The sequence below is a fragment of the Flavobacterium piscinae genome (assembly GCF_004122145.1).
GTDB lineage: Bacteria > Bacteroidota > Bacteroidia > Flavobacteriales > Flavobacteriaceae > Flavobacterium > Flavobacterium piscinae.
In genome coordinates this window covers 15724-39743 of the sequence record NZ_SBKQ01000009.1, presented here as the reverse complement: position 1 = coordinate 39743, position 24020 = coordinate 15724, and the positions used below count along the sequence as shown (strand labels likewise).

Sequence of the window (24020 nt, the reverse complement as noted above, 5' to 3'; positions counted from 1 at the left end):
TGGAGTTGGGAGAAAAAAGTTGGGAGTATGGAGTATGGAGTTGGGAGTTGGGAGTTTGGAGTATGGAGTAGAATCAACCGACAACCGACAACAGACAACCACCAACTGAAAACAAAATAACCGCGAACAAAACTCAGCCACTCAGCTACTCAGCCACTCAGCCCCTCAGCAAAAAAAAAAATCCCCCACCATAGCAGCAGGGGAAAAAACAAGAAATCTAGAATATTGTTTTTACCTATGTAGGTACCATACACAGGAGATTTGAGGAGAAAGGGTTTTCAACCCTCAGCACTTAATCCAACGTAATGGTGTTGAGGTACTGGCTGGTGGCATATTTCTTGCCGTCTGCGGCTACTACCGCAATCCAAACATGTACCGCCAAACCACTCCAGTAGGCAGGAAGTGGTAAGGTCACCGTTTCCGTGTCGCGAGTCGCAATCGCCTCTGCCGACCAGATTAATCCTGAGGTTTCCTCATAGGCTACGGCCAAAACCGTGTCCGTGGCATCGGCATTGCCTTGTCCGCTGTTGTTGGTCCAGTTCACCGTTACCGTTTGGTTGGTGTCGGCTACTCCGGTCAACGAAGGCAATCCCAATAAATCACCACGGGTCAACAGAATCTTCGGGAAATCCCAATAGGCTTCTGTACCGTTGTGTAAGGCGGCTTGCTTCATCAAGTAAGACATCGCCTGGTTCTTCTGGGTCTTTAACCCACCTTTTGCTCCAAAATACCGCCCCGGTATCGTGGAAATCGGCAAAAGGAAATTAGCAACTAACGTGAACTTGTCACGTTGGATTTGTTGGAGCAGGGTTGCTGCTCGATTCGAACGACGAGGTAAACTACGCATCACGTCTTTTCCTCGCCAAGTGGAACCAATAACAGTTCCTACTTTTCCATAGAAGGCACCTAATATGCCCTTGTTGTATGTCCCCATAATTAAAATTTTTTAGGGTTTGACAATAATAGAATTTGTTGCTTCGCCGTGCACTGCTCATTCAACGAGGTCAAAGATAGAAAAGTAAAATGAATAAATTTTGTAAGTGCTAGAATATCAGGTTAATGAAGTTAAAAAATGCCATTTAATGTCAACTAAAAATTTCTGCCAATTTGAGACGAGTAGAGGAGAAAAATAACGCTTCATAAAGGTTATTTTTTATCAAAAAAGAGTGTTGAAGACAATTGACGTCTGACGCCGTTCCTGACAGGTTTTGACGTGTATTGAAACAGAATGAAGGCATCATCGATAAAAATAGGGGTTTTGTTCGGGTCAAATGGCACATTTGTTCGAACGCTCTTCGGAAAAAGGGGGTGTTTTCCGAAGGATTTCCGAACAAATATCGAACGAAACCCGAAGCAAACCCCTATAAAAGTAGATTTTTTATAAGCGAATACCTACAAAATGAGTAATTGCCGTACAAAAACGGAAATAGAAAAATGATAAAATTGTGAAAAATAAAAGGGGATAAAAGGGTAGCGGGAGTAACAAATACTCTCGAGAGGGAAATTTTCAGGCTAAAATGAACTGAGTTAGTAAGTTTTTTTGGGGACTAACGAGGTGCCTATGTTCTTTTATTTATAGGAATCATCTTGATTGATGCTCTTAAAATAACTTTCCGGATAAAAATATTTTTTGCCTATTTTTTTAAATGGAATTTGCTTATTTTTCCTCAGTCGATACAACGTACTTTCACTTATGTGGAGCATTTGCATGGCATCATAATTATCATATAAAATAGGAAGTTTGCGTTCCAGTTTTTCCGGTTTTTTAGGTCTTCCTTTTCGTTGTTTTTTTTCCGGTGTCGATTGGTTTTCGGTACTAAGCCCCTTCTGCTCGATGTCTTGTTCTTTTATCATAGCCTAAAATTTTTAATAATGGATTAGTGAGGATTTCCATAAAATTTAATTTTAATTAATTAATTGTTATTATTTTAACTTTTATACTACAAATTTTATAAATTGAAATGGTAAATGAAAGTCAAACTTATTCACAATTGAGCATAGTTTTTAACAACGGTTAGTTTTTTTCCTACTTTTAAAAAGGGAATGTAAATACCTGTAAAACAGTATTTTAAATGAGGTTTACTTGACGTCACATTGAAAAAAGTGTCACTTTTTCTGAAATCATGACAAGGAAATTTTCCTTCCTGTCAAGCTAAGAAACATCACAAAAGCACAAGCCTTAGTTCCAAAGGTTTCCTTTCTATTCTTAATTCATTCCAAAATAGGGCATTTTACGTATTGACCACAAAAAGGGAAAGTATTACTTTTAAAACTTTATTTTATAATCACTAAACCGTTAAAAAGATGAAGAACAAGTTTATACTCCTACTGCTTGTTGTGGTACTGCTCGTTCCACCATTAGCCATTGGTCAAACAGACGATGGTACAGCAGAATATACCAAAGCAAAAAAATACCAATACCAACCGCAATTGCGGTTAGAACTATTGCAAACAGCCATTGCTAAAGGAAACTCTGACGCCATGGTAGACATGGGCATTATCTATTATAACGGTTATGCCCATATAAAAAAAGGGAACTATGCCGAAGCACTGAACTATTGGACAAGGGCAGCCAAGCAAGAGAATCCGGACGGTTATTTTAATCTTGGGTTGCTCTATTTGTATGGCTATGGTGTAGAAAAAGATGTACAAAAAACAATTGCAAATTGGACACTTGCAGCAAACAACGGGAATACCAATGCCATGGCTCAGTTAGGACATCTCTTTTTACAAGGAAAATATGTACCAAAAGAAGTAGTCAAAGCCCACGAATGGTTTAAAAAAGCTGTGGATAACGGAAACACCAAAGTAATTCCGGAAATGCTGACCTCAGAAATAATGGTTAAGGCAACCAAAACACTACAAAATCCAAATGCAACCGATTTTGAAAAAGGGGTAGCTCATTTTGAGTTAGAAAATAAAAAAGAAGCCTTTAGTTGGCTGGAAAAAGCAGCCAAAAGCGGAAATCATCAGGCGATGACTGCCTTGGGTTTAACCCACGAAAAATGGGGCGATTTTCGCAAGTACGAAGACGCGGCACGTTGGTATAAAAAAGCAGCTAAAAAAGGAAATGAAAAGGCAATGTATCATTTGGGTAAATTAATTGAAAGAGGAAAAATAGGCAATGGAATGATTGATTTTACCGATGCCATGGAATGGTATCAAAAAGCAGCTGAAAAAGAGGATACCGATGCCCTTATTGCCATGGGCTGGCTTTATAACAGCGGTAAACACGATGTGAAACCAAACAACATTTACAGCCGAAAAGGACCTAATCAATACAAAGCATGGGATGCTTTTTATAAAGCGGCACAATTAGGAGACCCCGAAGGCTATTTTAACTTGGGCTACCTGCTGGAATTTGGCTTAACAATTTTTAAAAACCAACAAAAATACAGCTTTGAACATGCCGGTGAATGGTATGAAAAGGCAGCCGACTTGGGATACAGTGAAGCCGAAGTTGCTCTAGAAAGATACAACAAAACCTTTGACTTTAAAATGGGTGAAAAAATGTATAAAAACAAAGACTACAAAGCAGCTCACCAATGGTTTGAAAAAGCATATGAAAAAACAAAATCCATTGTAACGGCTATGTATTTGGGTGAACTTTATGAAAAAGGAATGGGTGTTGAAACGGATAGAGAGAAAGCATTTCACTATTACCTCTACGCAGCAAGGTTAGGAGACGTTAGAGCTAAATCAAAAGTAACGCAATTGTATGATAATAATCCTAAATACAAATCATTGGTAGAAGAATTCAAAAAAGATGTAGCCAAATCTGTCGAAGATTTAACCAAAAAGAGAATGGCTGAACTAGAGAAGATAAAAAAAGAAGAAGCGGCCTACCAGGAAATGCTCTATCAACAAAGCCTGAACAGAGGCCGAGGGTACTCTCGTTCGCAATGGGAAGGATTTTCGTATGATGCGGCAACCAAAAACAGCTATAACCGAACCAGTGCCCAGAACAAAGCAAAAGTGGAAACAGCAAACTACAAAAGGTACCTGGATTATAAATTCGGGCAATAATTGAACCTTTAAAATGATTCAACAACCCTCGAAGGATTTCGCTCCTTTCGAGGGTTAACCTTCTTTGCTCCCGAAACTTCAGGACTGCGAGAAACCCAACCAAGCGAAGCGTCCATTCCGTGTTTTCCGTGCTTTCTGTGAGAGAACTAAATCCATTTTTCATTTCCCCATCCCTGTATTCCATTGACACATTTCCGAATTGATCCATTGCCCCATTGATGGATGAGATTCCTCCTGCGTCGGAATGACACAGTCGGGGAAGGGAGCCGTTGATATAACAGAAAATGATAACCCAAACGAATCCGTTTCCATCCGCTTTCGCAAGGCGAATCCATAAAAAAATCCGCGTTCATCTTTTCCATCCGCGGCATCCGTGTTCCATTGACACATTTCCGAATTGACCCATTGCCCCATTGATGGATGAGATGTCTCCTCTTGTCGACATGACACAGCCGGGGAAGGGAGCTTTTGAAATAAGAGAAATATTTACGTCAAAGCAAAGCATCTCTGCGTTCTTTGTGCCTCCTTAGTGCCCTTTGCGGTTAAAAAAAAGAAATACTACCTCTCCCTAAAGCAATGTATGTAATTTCAAACCCAATGAGAAAAGCCTATTAATTAATGCGATAAGCGATAATGGTATTTTCCTGCCACCAATTGCCCCCAAAATTCTCAAGGGTGTTGGTCGAATTAACAATTTCAACCGCACCGGCAATGTAATAATAGGTTCGGTTGCCGGCAGTGGTGTTATTGATGACCACTGTTCCTTGCACCAACGAATAGAGCGATGAACCCGGGTAATTGCCACTTACATAATAACTTCCCACAATATCACCTGTGATTAGCGGATTTGCAAAGGGAGAAGTTGAAAAGGATGTACGAAGCCAAAAAGAGGAGTTGTTGGGTGTAAAAACGCCCGTACCGCCTGTTCTTCGCATCAGCATGGTCACGTTTACGGCCCACCTTCCGGGTGGTAAGACAATGTAGGAACCTGTTTGTAAAAAATTAGCCGTGGAAGAGGGTATATTGATACCATTCGTAGGCAATACCCCCACCACGTTGTTGATGGAGATGGGTTGCCAACTGGCAATTCCAGTGGCATCAGAAGTAAGTACTCGTCCATTTGCTTGCGTACCGTCTACAATACGTACCGTACCATTCACATGCAGGGGTTGGGTTGGGTTAGTAGTGCGAATTCCCACATTCCCTCCCAGCGGTTGTAAACTCAACGGGTCTGCCAAACCACTAAAACCGGATTGAATCCATGCCGCAAAATTATCGGCAGCCAATGCCTTCCCAATGTCTAAACCTTCTGTGCCGCTTACCCCCAAACGCAAAATACCGTTGCTGGTTGCGTTGGGAAAGGCCGGAGCATTCCGAACGCCTAGTACCGAGAGTCTGGCCGGTGCAGCGGTGGTACTTAACCCTACGTTGCCGGTATCAAAAATGCGTATTCGCGAAACCCCGCCGGTTGACATATCCAACACATTGGCTGCCGGACGCCAAAGGCCCGTATCTTCATCGCCCATCCAAGAAAAGGTAGGTTGAGTTGCCAAACCGTTATCGTAGGCCCTGAGCCTGCCGTTATTGGAAAAGTTAAATCGTAAGGCATTGTTGGTGCGTAAACGAAAATCGACATTGTCAGTGGTGCCAATAAAATGGGTGTTTGCATCGGTACCGTTATTTCCGGTAATGCTCCAATCCCTGCCATCTGCCCCTACTGCCACCCATCGTGAACCGTTCCAATAATAAAAACCGGCGACCACATCATTCGGACTAACGCCAGCCGGAGTAGTGTTATAGACCAAGGTAGAAGTGACCAAAGCACCCCCTTGCGGATTGACAACCGTAGTATTGTCGGTGGCAGAAAGCAACGCCACACGGGGAATCAACATACCCTGGTCGGTAGAAGTGATGTCGATCATGGCATTGGGGTTGGTGGTATTTACACCCACTTGTGAAAAGGAGACAAAAGGGTAAATGAACAATAAAACCAGTATTTTTTTCATAAGGAAAGGTGTTGATTAGTTAGTAGTGATTGGAGGCATGTAGCGTTTCCCTAATTCGGTTGCTTGGGTTGCTATTTCCTCTTTGAGTTGTTTAATTCGTTGGTCAATTTCTGTCCGACAGGCTCTTCCGGCTTGGTATTTTGGACAGTTTTTGCGTTGGGCACGCAATGCTAAAATTTCATTTTGCTTGTTTTGATACCATGTCATGATTTCATCCACTTTGGCTTTTCCACTCGGCAAATGATAATCAAAGACAATGGGACGGTAGTTTTTGGTTTGAATGCCCCACGTATCTATTTTTTCAAGATGCAATAATTTCATCACCCCATCTTGGGTTTCCGTAACGGCTAAAAATTGCTGTCTTTGTTCCGGTACATTTTTGAATATGCCTACGCCAAACCCCATGAGCGGCACCCCGGTAGCAATTTGGGCTTCTTCTTTGGCCATCCAAAGGGTGATGTCTTTTTTTTGCCCATTTTCGTCCGTAAATTGGCCTTTGTAGGCTTCCAATGGGGCATTGTTGATTCCTTCAGCGGCATTTGCTTTGGCGGAGTTCAATACCTCCAAGTTTTTTAGATGATGGTCAGCTACTACGCTTGAAAAACTAAATCCGGAAGGCATTTTGACAAATAATTTGCCTTCTTCCGAATGCGTCATGAAACACATCCAATCGTTTTGAGCATTGCGGATGAGAAATTCAAATTTGTATTTTCGTAAGTGTGGATTCGAACGCAAAGGGCTAAAGAGTGGATTTTCGGTAATATCGCTCCCGTGGATGTACATGGAATTATCGTTGCTGTTCACTTTATACCGAAGGTTGCCGGATTTTCCATCGATGGAAAAATACTGTTCGATTTCATAATCAAATTGAAAAACCCCGTCTGTTTCAATCGGATTGGGAGTAATCGTGGGTTGCATCGAAAAGTATTTTGCATCATCAAAAGGAATTCCTTGCTCAATAATGGGCAGTGTTTCTACTTTTCCATCGTGATTCCAACGTACTTTCATTTCATGTACCCGATGGCTAGCTGCCGCTTCGTGTTGATCAGGAAAAGGATTAGGAATTACCCCAAATACCATTCCGGCTGCTGTAGCGGTGGCCAATCCGATGATGATTTTAACGGAGGTTTTCATCGTTACAAGGTTTTGAATTCAACACGTCGGTTTTGAGCTTTTCCATCGGCAGTAGCATTGGAAGCAATCGGTTCGTTTTCGCCTCTTCCTTGCGACTGTAATCGTTTTTTGTCTATGCCCATTTCATCAATAAAATAGTTCATCACCGCAAATGCACGTGCTTTTGATAAAGTCATGTTTTTCACTTCGTCACCGTCACTATCGGTATGCCCGATGATCATGATGCGAAGCGACGCATCGTCTTGCAACACTTTTCCGATTTTCTGAAGCATTTCAAACGATGCCGTTTTCAATTGATCGGAACCGGAATCAAACAAAATTTGATTGGTACTGAATCCGCCTTTCAAGATTTTGGAGCGAATGTCTTCGCCTTCCTCAGTGATGACGATGTTGGAAAGTGCTACGATATGGTTTTGCTTGGGGTCTGTTCCTTTGAGATAGAATTGGATGTAATTGCCAAAGGAGTTGCTCAAAAAGGACGGCAAGTCAATCGCTTTTTCATCTTCTATAAAAACACGCAATCTGTTTTTGTTGACCACGATGGTAAAATGTATTTTTCCGTTTAGCTTTTCTTGTAGGTTAAAAGGTATGGTGTTGTCTATTTTTCCATTGTTCTTTCCCCAGTTTTGTACGTTGATTTGGTTAGAGATGTTAGAGCCTTTCCACAGTGAAAAACCAAATTTACCTCCGTTTTTGGGTTTGTTTAGTGTTGATTCTCCTGAAAAAACCAAACCGAAGTTTGAACCGGCAAGCCCTTTGTAGTCTAAGTTTTCAGTGATTAAATCAAATTCTAAGGCATAATTTTCCGGAAGTTTTCCGTGTTTGGCAACATAGTTACCATTCGGATTCATTTTTAGGGCTTTAGTACCATTAATGCTGATGATTTCACCACCGGAATTGGTCTCCCAATTGGCAGGAAAGTCACCGAGAGCATCTGCTGAAAAATCCTCAGCAAAAAGTAGTTGTCCATTGGGAAAGAATGCACTGGCCGTTTGAATAGACATGCCTTCACTAGGTTCATTAGAGGAAGATGTAGTTTCAGCCTCTGAATCTTTCTCCTTTTTATTCTTTTTTCGCTGATTGTTTACTTTTTTAGGTGCGTTAAAGATGCTGTCAACCGCTTTTTCAGTCTGTTGTTCAGTCTTTTCTTCTACTTTGCGTTCAAGGGTTCGTTCGGCAGAAGCTTTCGCCTTTTTACCCAATTTTTCAATGAACTGTGCTTGTATTTGTATGGAATTCAGAAGCAATGCCAAAACAAAGAGTATTTTATAATTTTTCATATGGGTATGTTTTTATCGTTTTATCCAAATTAAACTAGGGTCACTTTCTTTAATTTCTGCATAGCTACACTGGCAATGCGATAGATTTTGACTTTGATGTGCTTCCGGACCGGAAGTAGTGGATTTGTCCGCTTCACGCCATCCCGGCATCACATAAAATACTTTTTTATGGTCGTCAAATCCATTCACTACAATGTAATGATCACCAAAAACTTTGGTTGCATTGACCCATTTTCCTTTTAAACACGGAGGCATTTTTTTGAGTAATAAAATCAACGGACTCCCTTGTTTGAGTTCTGATTTGATTTTGTTTTTTCGCTCTTCCCATCTTCTGATGCTCCACATCATGTCCACTTTCAGTTTTGGTTTACCGGGAGAAGCTTCGTTTGCTTTTTTGGCAAAGTGAGCCAAAGCCTCTTCCATTTTCATTTTGCGGGTTGCACTTTGTTCTTGGTCGCCCCAAGCCTTGGTATCGGCTTTATCTCTAAAATCCTCAATGGTTTTCCAAGGGTGCTTGGTTCCGTTAAAATTATCGTTTGGATGCATTATTTTATAACCGTGTTCGGTTTGCCAATAGCCCATAATCATAGCCGCCGCAACAGGGCCGCATCCTTCTAACACTTTCTTTTTAGGAGGTACCAATTCTTGGTCAATGGGTTTAATGAATTTGATATAGGCTTTTTCACCGGCAGCCGCTACTCCGTCCAGGTGTTCAACCATGATAGTAAATTCCACTCCGTTGATTTCATCTTTGAGTAAATAATCCGATTTTTTTCCGTTTCGGACCACGATTTGCCAACTGAGGGGAATTCGCTTGGAAATCACTTCATCTTTGTTATTACGAACGGCTCCGTCTTTATCATGGTCTAAGAGTTCCAAATAGTAAGATTCATTTTGTTCTATTCGAAACGGCATGTCTTTTCCGGAAAAGACATAAAGATTATTTTTCTTGCAATTATCTTTTACTTCGCTTTTACCGATAACCTTGTCGTCTTTGTAGAATTTAAAATACAAATCGGGAAAACCGTCTTTGTCGATTTTCTTTCCGTTTTTTTCGATTGGGAATTTTGCAACAATGATTTTGGTAATCATCATCCCATCTCCTTGCAAGGCAAAAGAGGAGGTAACGCTGAGCAGAAGCAATAAACAGATGCTGTGTTGAATAAATTGTTTCATGTTTACTTTTTATTAAAGGTTGTTTTTTTAATGATTTTGTTTTTGTGTATAATATTTAATTCATAATCGCCCTTTTCCAGGTGATTGATGTTGAGTAAAATTTTTTGTGATGGAGGATGCTCCAAATAGGTTTCGTAATGAAATTTCTTTTTTGCAGGCATAGTTGATTGTTTTGGATAAACAAAATTAGAAGCAAGTAATAAAAGGGAATAGGAGTAATGTAACCATTACTTGGAATTATGTAACATCACAAAAAAAGCCTCTAAAACAGAGGCTTTACAAGGGTATAAAAATAATTACAACTTATTTTTTTTGAAAGTCAGAAGGCGATACATGATACATTTCTTTGAAGCATTTAGAAAAATACCCCAAGTCATTAAACCCAACATTATATGCAATTTCTGAGATGCTGAGTTTGTTGTTTTGTAGTAAATCGGCAGCCATTTTCAATCGTTCATTCCGAATAAATTCGGTAGCCGATACCCCAAAGAGGGATTTTAATTTTCGGTGCAATTGCATACGGCTCATGTGCATTTGTACTGCAAATGTTTCGGCATTAAATTCAGAATTAGAAATGGCACTATCTACTACTGTTTCTAATTTGGCAATAAATTTTTCATCGACTGAATTGATAATAATTTCCGTAGGTTTTAAAACTAATTCCTGACTGTAGCGTTCCTGTAATTTTTTGCGTTCCTGAATTTGTTGCCAAACGGTTGCTTTTAGCACCTCGTGATGGAAAGGTTTGGTTAAAAAAGCATCGGCTGTGTTTTGTAAAGCTTGTAAATGTGTTTCATCTGATGATTTTGCCGTGACCAAAATAACCGGAATAAAAGAGGTAAGTTCATTCGTTTTGATTTGGTTTGTAAACGTAAACCCATCCATTTCCGGCATCATCACATCTGAAATAATACCATCCGGAATTTCTTTTTGAGCCAACTGTAAAGCTTCTATTCCGTTAGAAGCTTCCAGAATTTGGTAATCGTTTTTAAATAAATCTTTGTACACTTCGCGAATCGACGCGTTATCATCAACAACCAAAAGAATGGGTAATTCCACAGCACCGCTAACTTCGGTGACGTTTTCGGATTTGTATTCAGAATTCTCAGCCATGACAATGGCATGAGTGAGTTCTTTTTGGAGTGGAAGTTCAACGGTAAAACTAATTTTTCCTTGGTTAAAATCGGTTGTAATGGTTCCTTCGTACAATTCAACCAAGTCTTTCACTAAGGCCAACCCAATTCCGAAACCTGAAACAGCATTGTTTTTTTGGTAGAAACGGTCAAATAGTCTTTGATAATCAGATTCGTTGAGTTGAGGGTTAAAATTACTCACTTTAATTAGTAAATGCTGGTTTTTTTGGGTGGCATTAAATTCAATAGGTTTTCCTTCTTCGTTGTATTTCAGAGCATTGTCTACTAGGTTGGAGGTGATTTTAGTGATAATATCGCGGTCAAAATATGTTTCAAAATCTAAGTTTTCGGTGGTAAAAGTAAAGTGTTGATGGTCTTCTTTTGCTTTAAACGAAAAGGGTTCCAGTATCGTTTGAAAGAAATGTTGCAGATTGCCTTTTTTCAAAATGATTTTCAGTTTACCACTGTCAATTTTGGATAATTCCAATAATTGGTCTACCAATTCCAGCATTCGATTGGCATTATTATCTATCAAACGAAGTTGTTTCTTTTGATCTTCCTCCGATAACGTATTTTGTAACTGTTGAACCGGACTTTTAATCAGGGTTAACGGTGTTCTGAATTCGTGGGAGATGTTGGCAAAAAAACGCGACTTCAGTTCGTTTAATTCATTGAGTTTTTGAGCTGTTTTGATTTTGTTTCTGTACCCGAAAAACAAAAATAAACCCGTAAAAAGCAAAAGACCTGCAATGGCTATATAAATGTATTTTTGTTTCTCGGCCACCTCGTTTTTGGCGGTTAAAAGTTCAATTTCCTGCTCCTTTTTTTGGGTTTGGTATTTGGTTTCTAAGTCATTAAATGCAATTTGGTTTTGCTTGATGTCCACACTGTCTTTGTAAACCAAATAGTCTATTAAGTAGAGATAGGCTTTTTTGTCTTGGTTGAGTTTGGCATGTGCTTCTGCACAATAATAATAACAGGAAGCCAAAATACCATAATCTTTGTCTTGTACTTTGTTTAGGTTTTCAATAGCTTTTTGGTAATTTTCAATGGCATCGCGATAAAGTTGGCGGTCCATAAAAAACCCGGCAAAACTCCAATACGATGTGCCAATAGCGTGATAATTTCCGCTTTTGAGCATATTGTTTATTTTTTTTTGATGGTAAAATGCCGCTTTTTCATAGGCTTTGGTTTGGGTATACAAGGAGGCATAAGCCCAATACACTTGGTTGAGATCGTCCACGAGTTGGTTTTTTTCAAAATAAGCTTCAGCTTCCTGATACAAAGCCAATGTTTTGGAGACAGCTGGAATGGAATCACTCAAATAGGTTGCTCCCAAGTTCAAACCGGCCATGTGTTTTTCTACGTGAAAATTTCCTTGGTCAGCTTTCTCATATGCGGCAATAAAAAAGTCTCTGGCTCTCAGGTGTTTCGGTTTTTTTCCGTCTTCATAACCTCTCAAAAACATTAAACCTATATTTTGTAATGCTTTGATTTGCGTTTCACTGATATGGTTGTATTGCGTACAAATAGAATCAATTTGTAAGTATTTTTTAATGGCAAACTCGTCTTCGTAATTCGAATAATGAATGTTTGCTCTGATATTCAAGGCTCGTAAATAGTTTTCTAAGGCAGCTTTGTCTTGAGGATTCGATAGTTTGATTTGTTCAAGTGTTTGTATTGCCAAGTCAAATTGTCTTAGTTTGGTGTAACAGGCTGCTTTTTTTGTGGCGAGTAAATGGAGTCGGTTGGTGTTGTTTTGAGTCAATTGCTCCGCTTTTTTTACTTTTTCTAAAGCACATTTATAATTCATTTCCTTGAAACAAGAATCGGATTGTGCCACGAGCAAGTCAGCCTCTTTGTTCTTCTTTTGAGCAAAAAGGAAAAAAGGAATAATAAAAACGAATAAGAGTTTTTTCATAATTGAAAAATTTGTTCTCAATATAGAGAATTAAACAGTAGGAAGTTACGATAAATGTAACAAAATTCAAAATCCCTATTCCGAATAAATCTGAAGGACAAGTGAAACAAAATGGTTTGAAGGAATGGAGAAATCTCCTGAAAAATAAGGATTCTAAAACGAAGTAACAAACGTTTAGGTAATAAAACAAACTGCAAAAGTTTTACCAATTATGTATCATTTACCAAAGGAGTCAAAAAATACAGATGTAATTTTATCCTGTGGTATGGAATAATTTTTTACAGTGTGTTCGATGCCTTATTATCTGATAATTGAATCCAACTCTAAAAAAACGTTAAGCAACACTTTGCCGATGTAAAGGATGTCTTCGATTTAAAAAGTGAATCATACAGGAAATTTTGAGCCATTTATTTTGAGGGAGTTCGTGTTAGAGAACAATATTCGTGCTAATTTTTGGAAGGATTTACCCCAAAAAATCACTTTTAGTTTAAATATAGTAAGCCCAAAGATTTAGAAGCATGAGTAATAAGCATAAACTTCAAACTTCTTCCAAACCGGAAATTGTCAACTATTATCCATTCATTTGAGTTTGAATTGTACTTACTCCTCGCGTTGAAATATCACTTCCATTTTTCCTTGTTGCAAAAGAACGGACTTTTGTTTTTTATTGAATTTAAGTTTGATATTGGCGGGTTCAAACGTAAACGTATCGTTTTCATGAGCCGTCATGGGAATGGCAGATTGGCCGGTGGCTTGTGTCATTAAGGTGTTTTCGTTTTTAAAGATTGTCAGTTTCAACGGAAAACCTTCACTGGCGTACACGCCCAAATAGGGGTCTAAGTCTTCTGATTGCAACGTTATCACTTTCAAGGCATTGTTTTCGATTTTTTCATTGTAAAGAATTTTTCGAACTTGACTGATCGGCAACACCGTTAAGACGGATTCATTATTTTGCAAAAGAATGATTGTTTTATCTTGATCCAAATGCCTTTCGATAAACGTAATATAGCCCGCCCATCCTCCGGAATGATTCACGATTTTACCATATTTTTCGTGTTTGTTCACTGTCCAGCCAAAGCCATAATTGGTTTCTTCCCCCTTGGTGGTTTTCACAGAATTGAAAATAAGTGCTTTGTCTGCCGCATTAACTAATTTGTCAGTATATAACGCTCTATCCCAAAGCAATAAATCACCAAGGGTGGAGTTGACCATACCATCGCCCACAATCCCATCGAGGTAGTAGGTGTAAAATGATTTTCCAAAACTGTCTGTGAGTACTTTTTTACCCACGCTGTCTTGCACATAGCCTAAGGCATAATTATCAATTTTTTGAGGAGCATAACGACTTCTGTACACCAAGGTGTTTTTCATTTGTAAGGGAGAAAAAATGTTATCCTTCAAATAGGAAGGAAAGGATTTTTTGGATGCTTTTTCAATAATTAGTCCCAGTAGGGCATAACCGGTATTGCTGTATTCGTATTTTTCATTGGGTTGAAAAAGCACCGCCGGTTGGTGTGTTGCCATCAGATTTACAATATCTTGATTCACGGCAAACTTAGTTTTGTCCCAATGTTGTTCAAACAAAGCCATATAATCGGGAAGTCCTGCGGTATGGTGGAGAAGATGTCTAATGGTAATATCGCCATAAAAACTCAACTCCGGAATATATTTTGACATCTTGTCGTCGTAGTTTAATTTTCCTTGTTTTGCTAATAACACAATGCCCATGGCCGTAAATTGTTTGGAAACCGAGGCTAATTCAAAAACAGTTTGCGTATTCAACTTTTGTTGAGTGGCTTCGTTGGCCAGGCCGTAGCTTTTTTCGAAGAGTACATTCCCTTGTTCGGCAATTAAAACATTCCCGTTAAACGCTTTTTTTTGGTGAAGAGCGGTAAATAAACTGTCTAACCGTTCGCTTTTACTTTTTTGAGCGAAAGCAAAGAGTGGAAAAGTTAAAATAAAGAGGAGTGTTATTTTTTTCATGGGTAGTTTTTTTGTTGCTAAAATAAACGCAGTTTAGTTTTGTAATTGAATGATTTGTTTTTTTGCTATTTCTTTTGCCTCATCATCGCCAAACGCTATTACTTTTTCATAATAAGTAATTGCTTTTTGTTTATCGCCTTTTAGTTTGTATCCTTGGGCGATATTAGCCAAAACTATAGCGTCAGTTGGTTTGATTTTTTCTGCTTTTAATAATGCTTCGATGCCTTTGTCGTAGTCCCCGGTTATCAAATAGGTGATTGACATATTTGAAAGACTCTCAATATTATCCGGATAAAAGGAAAGAATTTCGTTTGCAATGTTTCGCATGTTGAGTAAAAGATTATCATTCCCAGTATTGTATAGTTGCACTTGGTAGTTTTGTAATGAAGACAGAAAAAATTCTTTACCGTCATTGCGTTTTTCGTTGTTTGTCCATGTCCATTCGTTCTTGTTTGTAGCAGAATGTTTCACGGTTTTAATTATTTCAGCGGTAAATTCCTCCCAATTCTCTACTAAGCCCAACACATAAATCTTACCAAATCGCATATCCAACCTGTCTGGAAAATTCGAAATGCCTTCGTCAATTTTTTTAAAGGCTTTCTGAAGTTCTTTCTCAACATAATAGCTATTACTTCCTATAAAGCCGGCAGTTTGGTTTAGGCTGTCTTTCAGTTCAAGGCTTTCTCCATCGGGTTGTTGGGGCGTTAAACTGATTATTTCTTGTTTAGCCATTTTAACGTGATAATTAAAATAACTAGTGTATAGTTCTGCCTCTTTTGGATTTGATTTTTCCCATTCCAATAATACTTTTAATAAATTGATTGTGTCATTCGACCGGAAATAGTTGTTAAATTCCGCTTGATGGTTTTGAGTAAAACCAAATTGTGTCACAATTATTAAAAAAAGTAAACTTATTATTCTGATCATTTTAGTGTTGTTTTAAATAAAATTAAATTGCTCTACAGTACACGTTTTAATTGCATGACCATGTTTTTGGCTAGTTTTTCATACGCTTTTGCTATCCGATCACCTTGATCAAAATCAAAAGTGCCCACCTCTAAGCCAATGGATTTATTAAATTCAACTTCTAGCAGAATTTGGGAAGGATTATCCGTTTCCATGATGGTGATGATCGCACTGATTTTTGCAGGTTCGGTGCCGGCCACAACATTGTATCCCGGATATATCCACGTGGTTTTGACATGCAAGGTATGTTTTGCCTGAATGTCTTTCCCAAAGGTGATTTCGCCATTCTCAAAACGCTTGTTGAGGTATTCGATAAATTGGGGTTCATATTTTTCTGAACGATCGGCATACCAATCCAATTTGAATTTTTCTGCTTCATCTTCTTTATGGGCTCTTTTTTCCATTTTTTCTTTGAGGTAATCTTCTTCCGAATCAAAACCGTGCACCTGCAAACCGGAATAATCAAAAGTGACCGTATACGAAGTAATCCCTTTTAAGTTTTTAAAATTCCCTTGCCTTATTTTTTGTTGTGCATGGGTTAACCCCATTCCCAAAAGTAATATAAAAAGAAAAAAATGTTTCATGGTTTTGTTCGCTTGTTTTTTAATTTCTCCGGCTACTTTAGTTAAATCCTTTGTTATTTTTCCCTTTCAACCCTATTCTTTTAAATTGTTTATAGTTCATTTCATTTTCCAAATCAGTTCTGTAAAAAGAAAGTAAATAATTAAAGAAAGGGTTATTTCTTTCTAAAACCTTATAGATTTATAAAAATACATTTTTATTTTGATTGTAAATTGCAAATGTTTTTATTTTTTTGGTTTAGCCGACACTGTGTTTTGGATAACGTTGAAAAACAAAACGAGAAGTGCTTTTTCAACCGTCGGAATACCTCTTTGAATGATTCAAAATATACTTTGAAAGTGGTCTGATTGATGTAATTCAAGTTTTTAAGTTGTTAATTCATAAAAGGATAGGATAAGTTAATTTTTCATTAAAACCCAACGGAAGTTGCATTGATAAAAAAATAGACTACTTTTGCCGAAAATTAAAACGTGTCCACACGTTTGTAAAAAACACTTATGAACTCAAAAAAAATTGCGGAATACCGAAAACTATTGAATGTGACCAAAATGGCAACGTTAAAAGAATTGAAAACGGTTTACCGCAACAGTATGAAGGAAGATCACCCGGATACGATTGCTGATGCGGCGGAGCGTTTGGTAGCAGAAGAACGCAGTAAAGCCATTATTGAAGCCTATCATTTTTTGGTGAGCATTGCCTCGGAAACGCAAGAAAAAGTAAAAGAAGAATATTTAAAAACGACATCTACTTCCGGTATTTTAGAATTTTATTATGAAGAAGGAGTGTTAAACATACACTTTTTAGACGGGAATAAATTTGAATATTTTGGTGTGCCTAAAGTGACTTACATCAAAATGGTTAATGCTGAATCACCGGCTCGTTTTGCCCGTAGACATGTTTATCATGAGTTTTTATACCGCAGTGCCAGCAAATTGGTTGCAGCAGAATAATACTTAGAGCGAAATAAAAATGGGAGTGCCGAATTTTCGGCACTTTTTTATTTTAAATAAACACAAACTCCCAATCAAAATTGGACAACATAAACTCAGTTTAAGAAATGGTTGAGTTTTTGTTGTTTTATTAAAATACGGCACTTGCCTTATTTTTTACTGGTATTAAAATTACTTGTTTTGGAAAATTAAAAAAAAACAGTAAACCATGCGAATCATTTCACTTTTCCTTTTGCTCTTTTCAAATTTTGTTTTTGCACAAAACGGCTATTTAATAAATTCAAGCTACCCTAAAGATTTTAAAATTCATTTAAACAAATCGCAGACTCATGGTCTAATATGGTATTATAAAGCCAGTAATTATGGATTAGTGTATGATTTGAAAACCGGAGAACAAGTTAAGGAAATTATATTAGCCGGTTATACAACTAATAGTAGTTTTGAACCCCATGTTTTTGATTATAAAGAGGACAATGTGATTTTGGCCGGTTGGGACAACGAAGACCTTAAACCGGAGCATTATTTTATTTGGGACGAAGCATCCAATAAATTTTATACAGGGAAAGAGTTGCCTTTCCAACACGGAAAAATTCAAGATATCATAGGCGATGAGCTTGTTTATGCGTTTACCATTTATCAAAAAGACGGCAAAGGACGTTTGAACTTAAAAAAACCATCACACAGTTTTGTTCAATTTTATAATTGGAAAACCAAAAAATGGCGAGAATTTAAACAGCCTTATGAGTTCAAAGAAAATTTAACTTCCAGAAGTTTATTGTTGTTTGAAGACGGCAATAAAATGAAATTTTTCGATTTAAAAACGGCTCAGTTTTTGGCACAAACTACTCCTGCTTTTGATGTAGTTGTTTCTAATTATGCCGATGGAATTACTTATGCCGCTAAATATGACAAAGGAATCGATAAGGTGGCATTGTTTGATATCAACACATTAACTTTAGGTTCGTTTAAAAAAGCACCAACACACAATAACCTAGATTATTATTGGGGTGAAATGGTGAATTATCACGTGAAATTTGAACAAAACAATACTGATATTGATTTAGTAATTACCGATAAATTTTCCAAAGCAACTAAAAAAGTAACCATTACAACATCGGATAAAGAAAAAGCAGATTTAATTAAAGCAAGAATCGCTACTTTAAAAGAAATAAGACAAAATAAAATCAAAGGCGATTTAGACAAAAAATATGCTTCTCAGAAACCAGACTTTGTTGAATTTGAAGCTAATTTTGAGCCCTTGCCCAAAACCTTTACCTATGATTATAATAACGCAAGAGGTCGAGATATAACCCAATTAAAATTGTCGAGGAAATTATTTCTAACACCCAACACCACAGTTTTTTCGGTTGGAAAAGTTTTTGAATGCAAAGAGTCAAAAGTGTTTTTGGTCATGCTTCGAGGTCCGCAAGCAGAAGGGACAGAATCGGTGTATGCCATTTTAAAAACGGATCATTATGGTAATCGTCTGCAATACCAAATTATCGCAAGAGCTATTCGCAATCATATAGGTTACCTTCAAAGGGATGAATTTTCAATTACTACAAATTCAAACAGCAATTCTGTCATTAAAGTGAAAGAAAACTACATGGGAGAAGAAAAAAGTAAAGAATTTAAAATTTATTGTTTGAATTAATTGAACTGCTTTATAGAAATACGGCACTTGCCGTATTTCCCTAAACACTTCATAAATTTATTTTTACAAAAAATCGTACAACTTTAAAATAATCTGAAAATGAAGAAAATTATACTTTCTCTAGCGTTCGTGACAATGACAACTTTTACAGTTAAGGCACAATGGGAAATAGTAGGAACTGCAGGATTTACAACTGCAGGAGTGGATCACATATCGCTGGCAATCAACAGCAATAATGAACCTTATGTAGCTTTTAGAGATGGTGCAAATGTAAACAAAGCATCGGTTATGAAATTTGATGGAACCAATTGGGTAACAGTTGGTAACGCAGGATTTTCAGACGGTTTTGCCGGTTTTACTTCGCTAACATTCAACAGCAATGATGAGCCGTATGTAGTTTATCGGGATGTTGCAAATGGAGAAAAAGTTACCGTGAAGATGTATAATGGTTCCAATTGGGTTACAGTAGGAAATGCAGGTTTTTCCGGTGGCGGTGGTGTTGTTCAACAAGAAGCCATGGACATTGCATTCAACAGTAACAATGAGCCTTATGTTACTTTTACGGAATATAACGCGGTAAGTATTGTGAATAAAGCAACTGTTATGAAGTTTGACGGCACCAACTGGACAACTGTAGGTCCTGCTGGTATTGAATTTGCAAGAAGCATTTCACTTGCGTTTAATAGTAACAACGAACCCTACATTGCCTTTAGGGCGGGAAGCTACGCCAACAAAGCTTCCGTAATGAAATATGACGGAACCGATTGGGTAACTGTTGGAACAGCCGGTTTTTCTGCAGCCGGTGCAGATTATCTTTCATTAGCTTTCAATAGTAATGACGAACCTTATATAGCGTATAGAGATGCCGGTAATGCTCAAAAAGCAACTGTCAAAAAATTTGACGGTTCTAATTGGGTTACAGTTGGAACAGTCGGCTTTTCTTCCGGACAAGTGTTTTATACTTCACTGGCATTCAATAGCAATGACGAACCTTATGTGGCTTATAGAGATTTAGCCAGTTCCCATAAAGCTTCGGTTATGAAGTTTGATGGAACAAATTGGATAAATGTCGGGGCGAGTGGATTTTCTACTGGATATGCAGACATAACTTCCCTCGCAATTAATAGTAATAATATTCCTTTTGTCGCTTTTGTTGATTTAACGCAGTTGTATAAAGCTACTGTAATGAAATTTGATGATGGTGCTTTAGGTGTGGCAAACAATTACACAGAGGATGATAAAATAGTAGTTTATCCAAACCCAACCAGCAATACTGTAAATTTTTCTGAACAAACCAATGTGTTAGTAACTAACGGAATAGGTCAAATTATCGCTACGATGTCAAATGTAAATACATTAGACCTTTCCAACCATCCAACTGGGATTTATTTCATTACTCTTACAGATAATAATGGGCAGATTGTCCAACGAAGTAAAGTAATGAAACAATAATACGATGAAAAGGCATACCAAAGAGGCTTAAATTTCAGAACCAATAAAATACGGCACTTGCCTTATTTTTTCGCTTGTCAATCGCACCTATTTTTACACAAATCTTAAAACTATAAAAAAATGAAAAAAGCAACTCAAATTCTATTGTTATTAACCGTTACAATGAGTTTTTCTCAACAAAACTTTGGCAACCAAGCCGGGAAAAAAGAAGTTAAAAAAGGCCTGATTACTTTTGAAACGTTTACCAATAGCGACGGTGCTGTTTCGCACGGTTTCAGAATGGACGGATTGATAGTAGGTCCCAATATGGTCATGCATGCAGATGGAAAAACAACGTTTGTAAACTACAATAAAGACCATCAAAAAGACGGTACTTTAATTGAAATGGACAAAGAAAAAGGTACAATTGAATTATATACCTATCGAAAAGATAAAAAAGAAGGACCCGCTTTTAAAATGGCAAATGGAAAGGTGGAGTGGCAAAAGCAATTTGACAACGACAAAGAGGATTTAAAAGGGTATAAAGCCAATGTGGTGGATTATGGATACGGTCAAAACCCGAATGGATTTAATGGGTTCAACATAGAGAAGTATGACAATGGCTCTTATGCGGTGGGTTACTTTTTATTTTCAAAAAGATCATTTCCGGCAATTCAAGTTTGGAAGAGTGGGGAACAATATATGGGGCAACATATTCAAGGTTTACGAAAAGAGTTTGGCGTATATTTTTATGAAGATGGTTCCAAGTACGTTGGTAGTTGGGATAAAAATAAAAAAGAAGGATTAGGTTTTAAAATAGATAAAAACGGAAACATAACCGAAAAAGGATACTATGAAGATAACGTTTTAAAAACGGCATTATAGGGTATGAAAAGTATTTTGACATTTTTTTTCGTTTGTGTTGGTGTTTTCTCTTTTGCTCAATCCAAAAGTTTCAATGATTATTACAACCTCTATATTGAAGGCTACAAATCAAACGATCTAGTAAAAATGAAAGAAGGAAGCGAAGGCTTAATGATTAACTTTTCAGATGAATTTGCCGGGTATTATCTTCATTCGTATTATCAAATTCTGAAAGGGGATTTACAAGCTGCACAACTAGCTTCTACGCAAGCTTTAAACATACAGCCACTAATGCCCTATCCCTATTTTACGGAAGCTTACATTAATTTATTGAATGGGAATACTGAAAAAGCATTTCAAAATTTGGAGTGGGCGATGCAAGTAACAACAGCTCAAAGTGCTCAAGATATTATAGACGATATTATAAAGATTGAAACATTTACTAAAAAGGATTTATCTCCCTTAAAAAACAAATGGCTTTCTTATTATCAAAATAAAACCCTAAACATCAACAAAGCAATTGAATTAGACAATTGTGTAATTGGAATTCTTACCCAAGGGAAAAAATGTGCCAATTTAGATGCTCAATTTGCGTATTATTCCGGACAAAGAAACGCCAATCCTTTGTTTCAAAAAATGTTGCCATTGCTCAAAGCAGTTACGTTTTATTATGGGGGCAATACCAATGAAAGCATCAATCAATTTGACTATTTTTTAGAAATCAGTAAAAATGATACTGCTTTAGTAGGAAAAAGAGCATATGCAATGTATTTTTTGTCAGTTATTAAAAATAATTCCTTTAATAAACCGGGAGCATTAGTGACGATTAACGAAGGAATAAACGAAAAACTTAAATTGCCTTTTGCCACATTAGCTTTAGCCAATATGCAACTGCATAAAATTCATGTGTTGGTTAAAATGGAAAATAAGCAACAGGAAAAATTGCAAACGGCTTATCAATTAGAACAAACGGCAACCAAAATAAACAACGATTATTTTAAAGCAAAAGCTTATAATTCGATTGGTGCTTATCATGTTTTTGATGGACCACAAGCCGAAAGAGGAAAGGCCGGAACCTATTTAACTAAAGCCTATAATTTGGCTAAAAAAATGAATGATGCCAATTTAATGAATGAAATCAGTGGCAATTTGGTCATTATCAAAGCCAAACAAGGGTTGCATGAGGAAGCCAAAAAACTCACTGAAGAAGCGGTGGCCAATAGCTTAAAAGAAAATGATTTTTCAGGAGCTCAAAACCTGTATAATAATTTAGGATTTCTCTATTACAACCAAAAGGACTATACAAATGCCATTTCACAATTTGAGAAAAGTATAGCGTTAGCCGATAAAGTAAAAGAAAACCTAACGGCAAAACAAAAATTAGAATATAACAATACAATTGCTGGGGTTTATAAGGGAATGATTATGAGCTGTCAAAACACAAAAGATGTAGCCAAATTATTCGCTGTTCAAGAACAAAGCAGAAGCGGTTATTTAAAAGAGCAATTGAATAAAAACATTCCTTTAGCAACAATCAGTGATGCTCAGCAACTTTTACAAAAGGAGGAGGTGTTAATTAATTATTCCGTAGGTCAACCGGGTGAAATCATCATGAGTGTGATTACGAAAGACAAAGCTGAAATACGATACCATTATCCCATTGATGAATTGCTGAGTTTTAAAAAGGCCTATACCAACAAAGCCAAAAAAATTCCGGCTACCATTAATCCCTATTTAAGTGACTTACAAGTTGACTATACGGATGGTGAATTAGTGCGGTATGCAACCAAACAGGCAGCTTATAAAAAAGAAGATTTTGTGACACTTATTGAGTGGACCAGACAACTTTTAAAAGAAGCTAATCCACAACTTCAAACTATTCAAAATGATTTTCTTCATTTTTGGTACAATCTAACGTTGCAACCTATTCAAGATATTTTAGCAACTCATCCAAAAGTGATTATAAGTGCAACAGAAGAGCTTAATTACTTGCCTTTTGAAACCTTTTTGTCGCCAAAAAATCAATATTTTGTGAGTACGCATGATGTAAAATACATTCCAAACACAACCATTTGGAAAATCATGGCCAATCGAAAATACCCAGAAAACAGAAAGTCTGTCATCGCTTTTGGGGGAGCTTTATATCAGCCGTCGGGAAATGTTAAGCCTACTGCTCGTGGGATTGAAGATTTTTATAAAATTTCTGATGCTATCAATAAAAAAATAGGTAAAGGCATTTATAATTTCAAACCGGAATTGGAAGCCATTGGTTTTGGCGGAGCCAATTATTTAGCAGGAACGCTCAAAGAAGTACAGTTTGTCGGAACACTTTCAAACGACATCAAAGTGTTTACCGGATTGGGTATGAGCGAAAGTAATTTTAAAAAACTAAACGCAACCGGCGAACTCAAACAATATAAAAACTTACTGATTTCTACACACGGTTTTACCGGTGATGTCATTCCGGAATTTAGTGGCGTCATGTTTTCGCAACCCAACGGAGGCGATGGTAACGAAGACACCTTTTTATTAGCCCCGGAAATTGTTAAGTTAAATTTGAACGCCGACTTAGTGGTTCTCAGTGCTTGTGACACAGGGTTGGGAAAACTCTATGGCGGTGAAGGGATCAACGGATTAAACTCTTCCTTCTTAGTAGCAGGTTCCAATGCAACCTTGCTTTCCCTTTGGCCGGTGGATGATGCCGGTACGGCCTTAACCATGCAAAATTTATTCAAGAAAATTGTGCAACAAAATGCAAAAGCACCTGAAACGTTAAATCAAATTAAACGTTCATTTATTAATGGTGATTTTGGTGAGCGGTATATGCATCCTCAATTTTGGGCCCCTTTCCTTTACAACGGGATATAAGTAGTTTGAAGTCAGAAAATGAATAAACTGTTCCGATGGTTTATTC

Annotated in this window: 17 protein-coding genes; 6 read left to right on the top strand and 11 right to left on the bottom strand. The window is 37.3% G+C overall.

All coding sequences use genetic code 11. The features are described from left to right. Window positions 1-292: 292 nt before the first annotated feature. Together EQG68_RS09535 and EQG68_RS09530 are read right to left on the bottom strand one after the other, a co-directional pair. Window positions 293-934 carry a DUF6266 family protein gene (locus EQG68_RS09535; protein ID WP_129464659.1) on the bottom strand — a complete coding sequence of 214 codons (642 nt, stop codon included), beginning with the start codon at window positions 932-934 and terminating at the stop codon, window positions 293-295. A gap of 635 nt (window positions 935-1569) precedes the next feature. Next, entirely contained in the window at window positions 1570-1854 is a 285-nt protein-coding gene (locus EQG68_RS09530) for a helix-turn-helix domain-containing protein (RefSeq protein ID WP_129464658.1), read from the bottom strand. A gap of 450 nt (window positions 1855-2304) precedes the next feature. On the opposite strand from EQG68_RS09530, the gene EQG68_RS09525 reads away from it, so the two are divergent. Then, entirely contained in the window at window positions 2305-4026 is a 1722-nt protein-coding gene (locus EQG68_RS09525) for an SEL1-like repeat protein (RefSeq protein WP_129464657.1), read from the top strand. 611 nt (window positions 4027-4637) lie between these two features. Here the strand turns inward: EQG68_RS09525 and EQG68_RS09520 are convergent. The 9 genes from EQG68_RS09520 to EQG68_RS09485 all read right to left on the bottom strand — a co-directional run bounded on the left by EQG68_RS09520 (window position 4638) and on the right by EQG68_RS09485 (window position 16209). Then, on the bottom strand, window positions 4638-6032 hold the full coding sequence (locus tag EQG68_RS09520) for a hypothetical protein (RefSeq protein WP_129464656.1): 1395 nt from the start codon (window positions 6030-6032) through the stop codon (window positions 4638-4640). Between the two features lie 15 nt (window positions 6033-6047). Beyond that, window positions 6048-7166, bottom strand: a complete 1119-nt coding sequence (locus EQG68_RS09515; RefSeq protein ID WP_129464655.1) for a hypothetical protein — start codon at window positions 7164-7166, stop codon at window positions 6048-6050. Between the two features lie 2 nt (window positions 7167-7168). Continuing rightward, window positions 7169-8446, bottom strand: coding sequence for an OmpA family protein (locus tag EQG68_RS09510; RefSeq protein WP_129464654.1), 1278 nt, complete (start codon window positions 8444-8446; stop codon window positions 7169-7171). Window positions 8447-8458: 12 nt separating this feature from the next. Next, complete coding sequence (locus tag EQG68_RS09505) at window positions 8459-9622, bottom strand: C39 family peptidase (protein WP_129464653.1); 1164 nt, start codon at window positions 9620-9622, stop codon at window positions 8459-8461. Between the two features lie 2 nt (window positions 9623-9624). Further along, window positions 9625-9783 carry a hypothetical protein gene (locus EQG68_RS15050; protein WP_164975425.1) on the bottom strand — a complete coding sequence of 53 codons (159 nt, stop codon included), beginning with the start codon at window positions 9781-9783 and terminating at the stop codon, window positions 9625-9627. 142 nt (window positions 9784-9925) lie between these two features. Then, entirely contained in the window at window positions 9926-12676 is a 2751-nt protein-coding gene (locus EQG68_RS09500; protein WP_129464652.1) for a response regulator, read from the bottom strand. Window positions 12677-13276: 600 nt separating this feature from the next. Beyond that, window positions 13277-14659, bottom strand: a complete 1383-nt coding sequence (locus EQG68_RS09495) for a serine hydrolase domain-containing protein (protein WP_129464651.1) — start codon at window positions 14657-14659, stop codon at window positions 13277-13279. Window positions 14660-14692: 33 nt separating this feature from the next. Further along, window positions 14693-15586 (bottom strand): tetratricopeptide repeat protein, encoded by an 894-nt coding sequence (locus EQG68_RS09490; RefSeq protein WP_129464650.1) that lies wholly within the window; start codon window positions 15584-15586, stop codon window positions 14693-14695. A gap of 32 nt (window positions 15587-15618) precedes the next feature. Further along, the gene (locus tag EQG68_RS09485; RefSeq protein ID WP_129464649.1) at window positions 15619-16209 is read right to left on the bottom strand and encodes a hypothetical protein; all 591 of its coding nucleotides are present in this window, start codon (window positions 16207-16209) and stop codon (window positions 15619-15621) included. 495 nt (window positions 16210-16704) lie between these two features. Between EQG68_RS09485 and EQG68_RS09480 the strand changes: the two genes are divergently transcribed. From EQG68_RS09480 to EQG68_RS09460, 5 genes are all read left to right on the top strand, one after another. After that, window positions 16705-17157, top strand: coding sequence for a KTSC domain-containing protein (locus EQG68_RS09480; RefSeq protein ID WP_129464648.1), 453 nt, complete (start codon window positions 16705-16707; stop codon window positions 17155-17157). A 208-nt stretch (window positions 17158-17365) separates the two neighbouring features. Continuing rightward, on the top strand, window positions 17366-18811 hold the full coding sequence (locus EQG68_RS09475; RefSeq protein ID WP_129464647.1) for a hypothetical protein: 1446 nt from the start codon (window positions 17366-17368) through the stop codon (window positions 18809-18811). Window positions 18812-18910: 99 nt separating this feature from the next. After that, on the top strand, window positions 18911-20263 hold the full coding sequence (locus EQG68_RS09470; RefSeq protein ID WP_129464646.1) for a T9SS type A sorting domain-containing protein: 1353 nt from the start codon (window positions 18911-18913) through the stop codon (window positions 20261-20263). Between the two features lie 120 nt (window positions 20264-20383). Next, window positions 20384-21127: an MORN repeat-containing protein gene (locus tag EQG68_RS09465; protein WP_129464645.1), complete on the top strand. Its 744-nt coding sequence runs from the start codon at window positions 20384-20386 to the stop codon at window positions 21125-21127. A 3-nt stretch (window positions 21128-21130) separates the two neighbouring features. Next, window positions 21131-23974, top strand: a complete 2844-nt coding sequence (locus tag EQG68_RS09460; RefSeq protein ID WP_129464644.1) for a CHAT domain-containing protein — start codon at window positions 21131-21133, stop codon at window positions 23972-23974. Window positions 23975-24020: the final 46 nt, after the last annotated feature.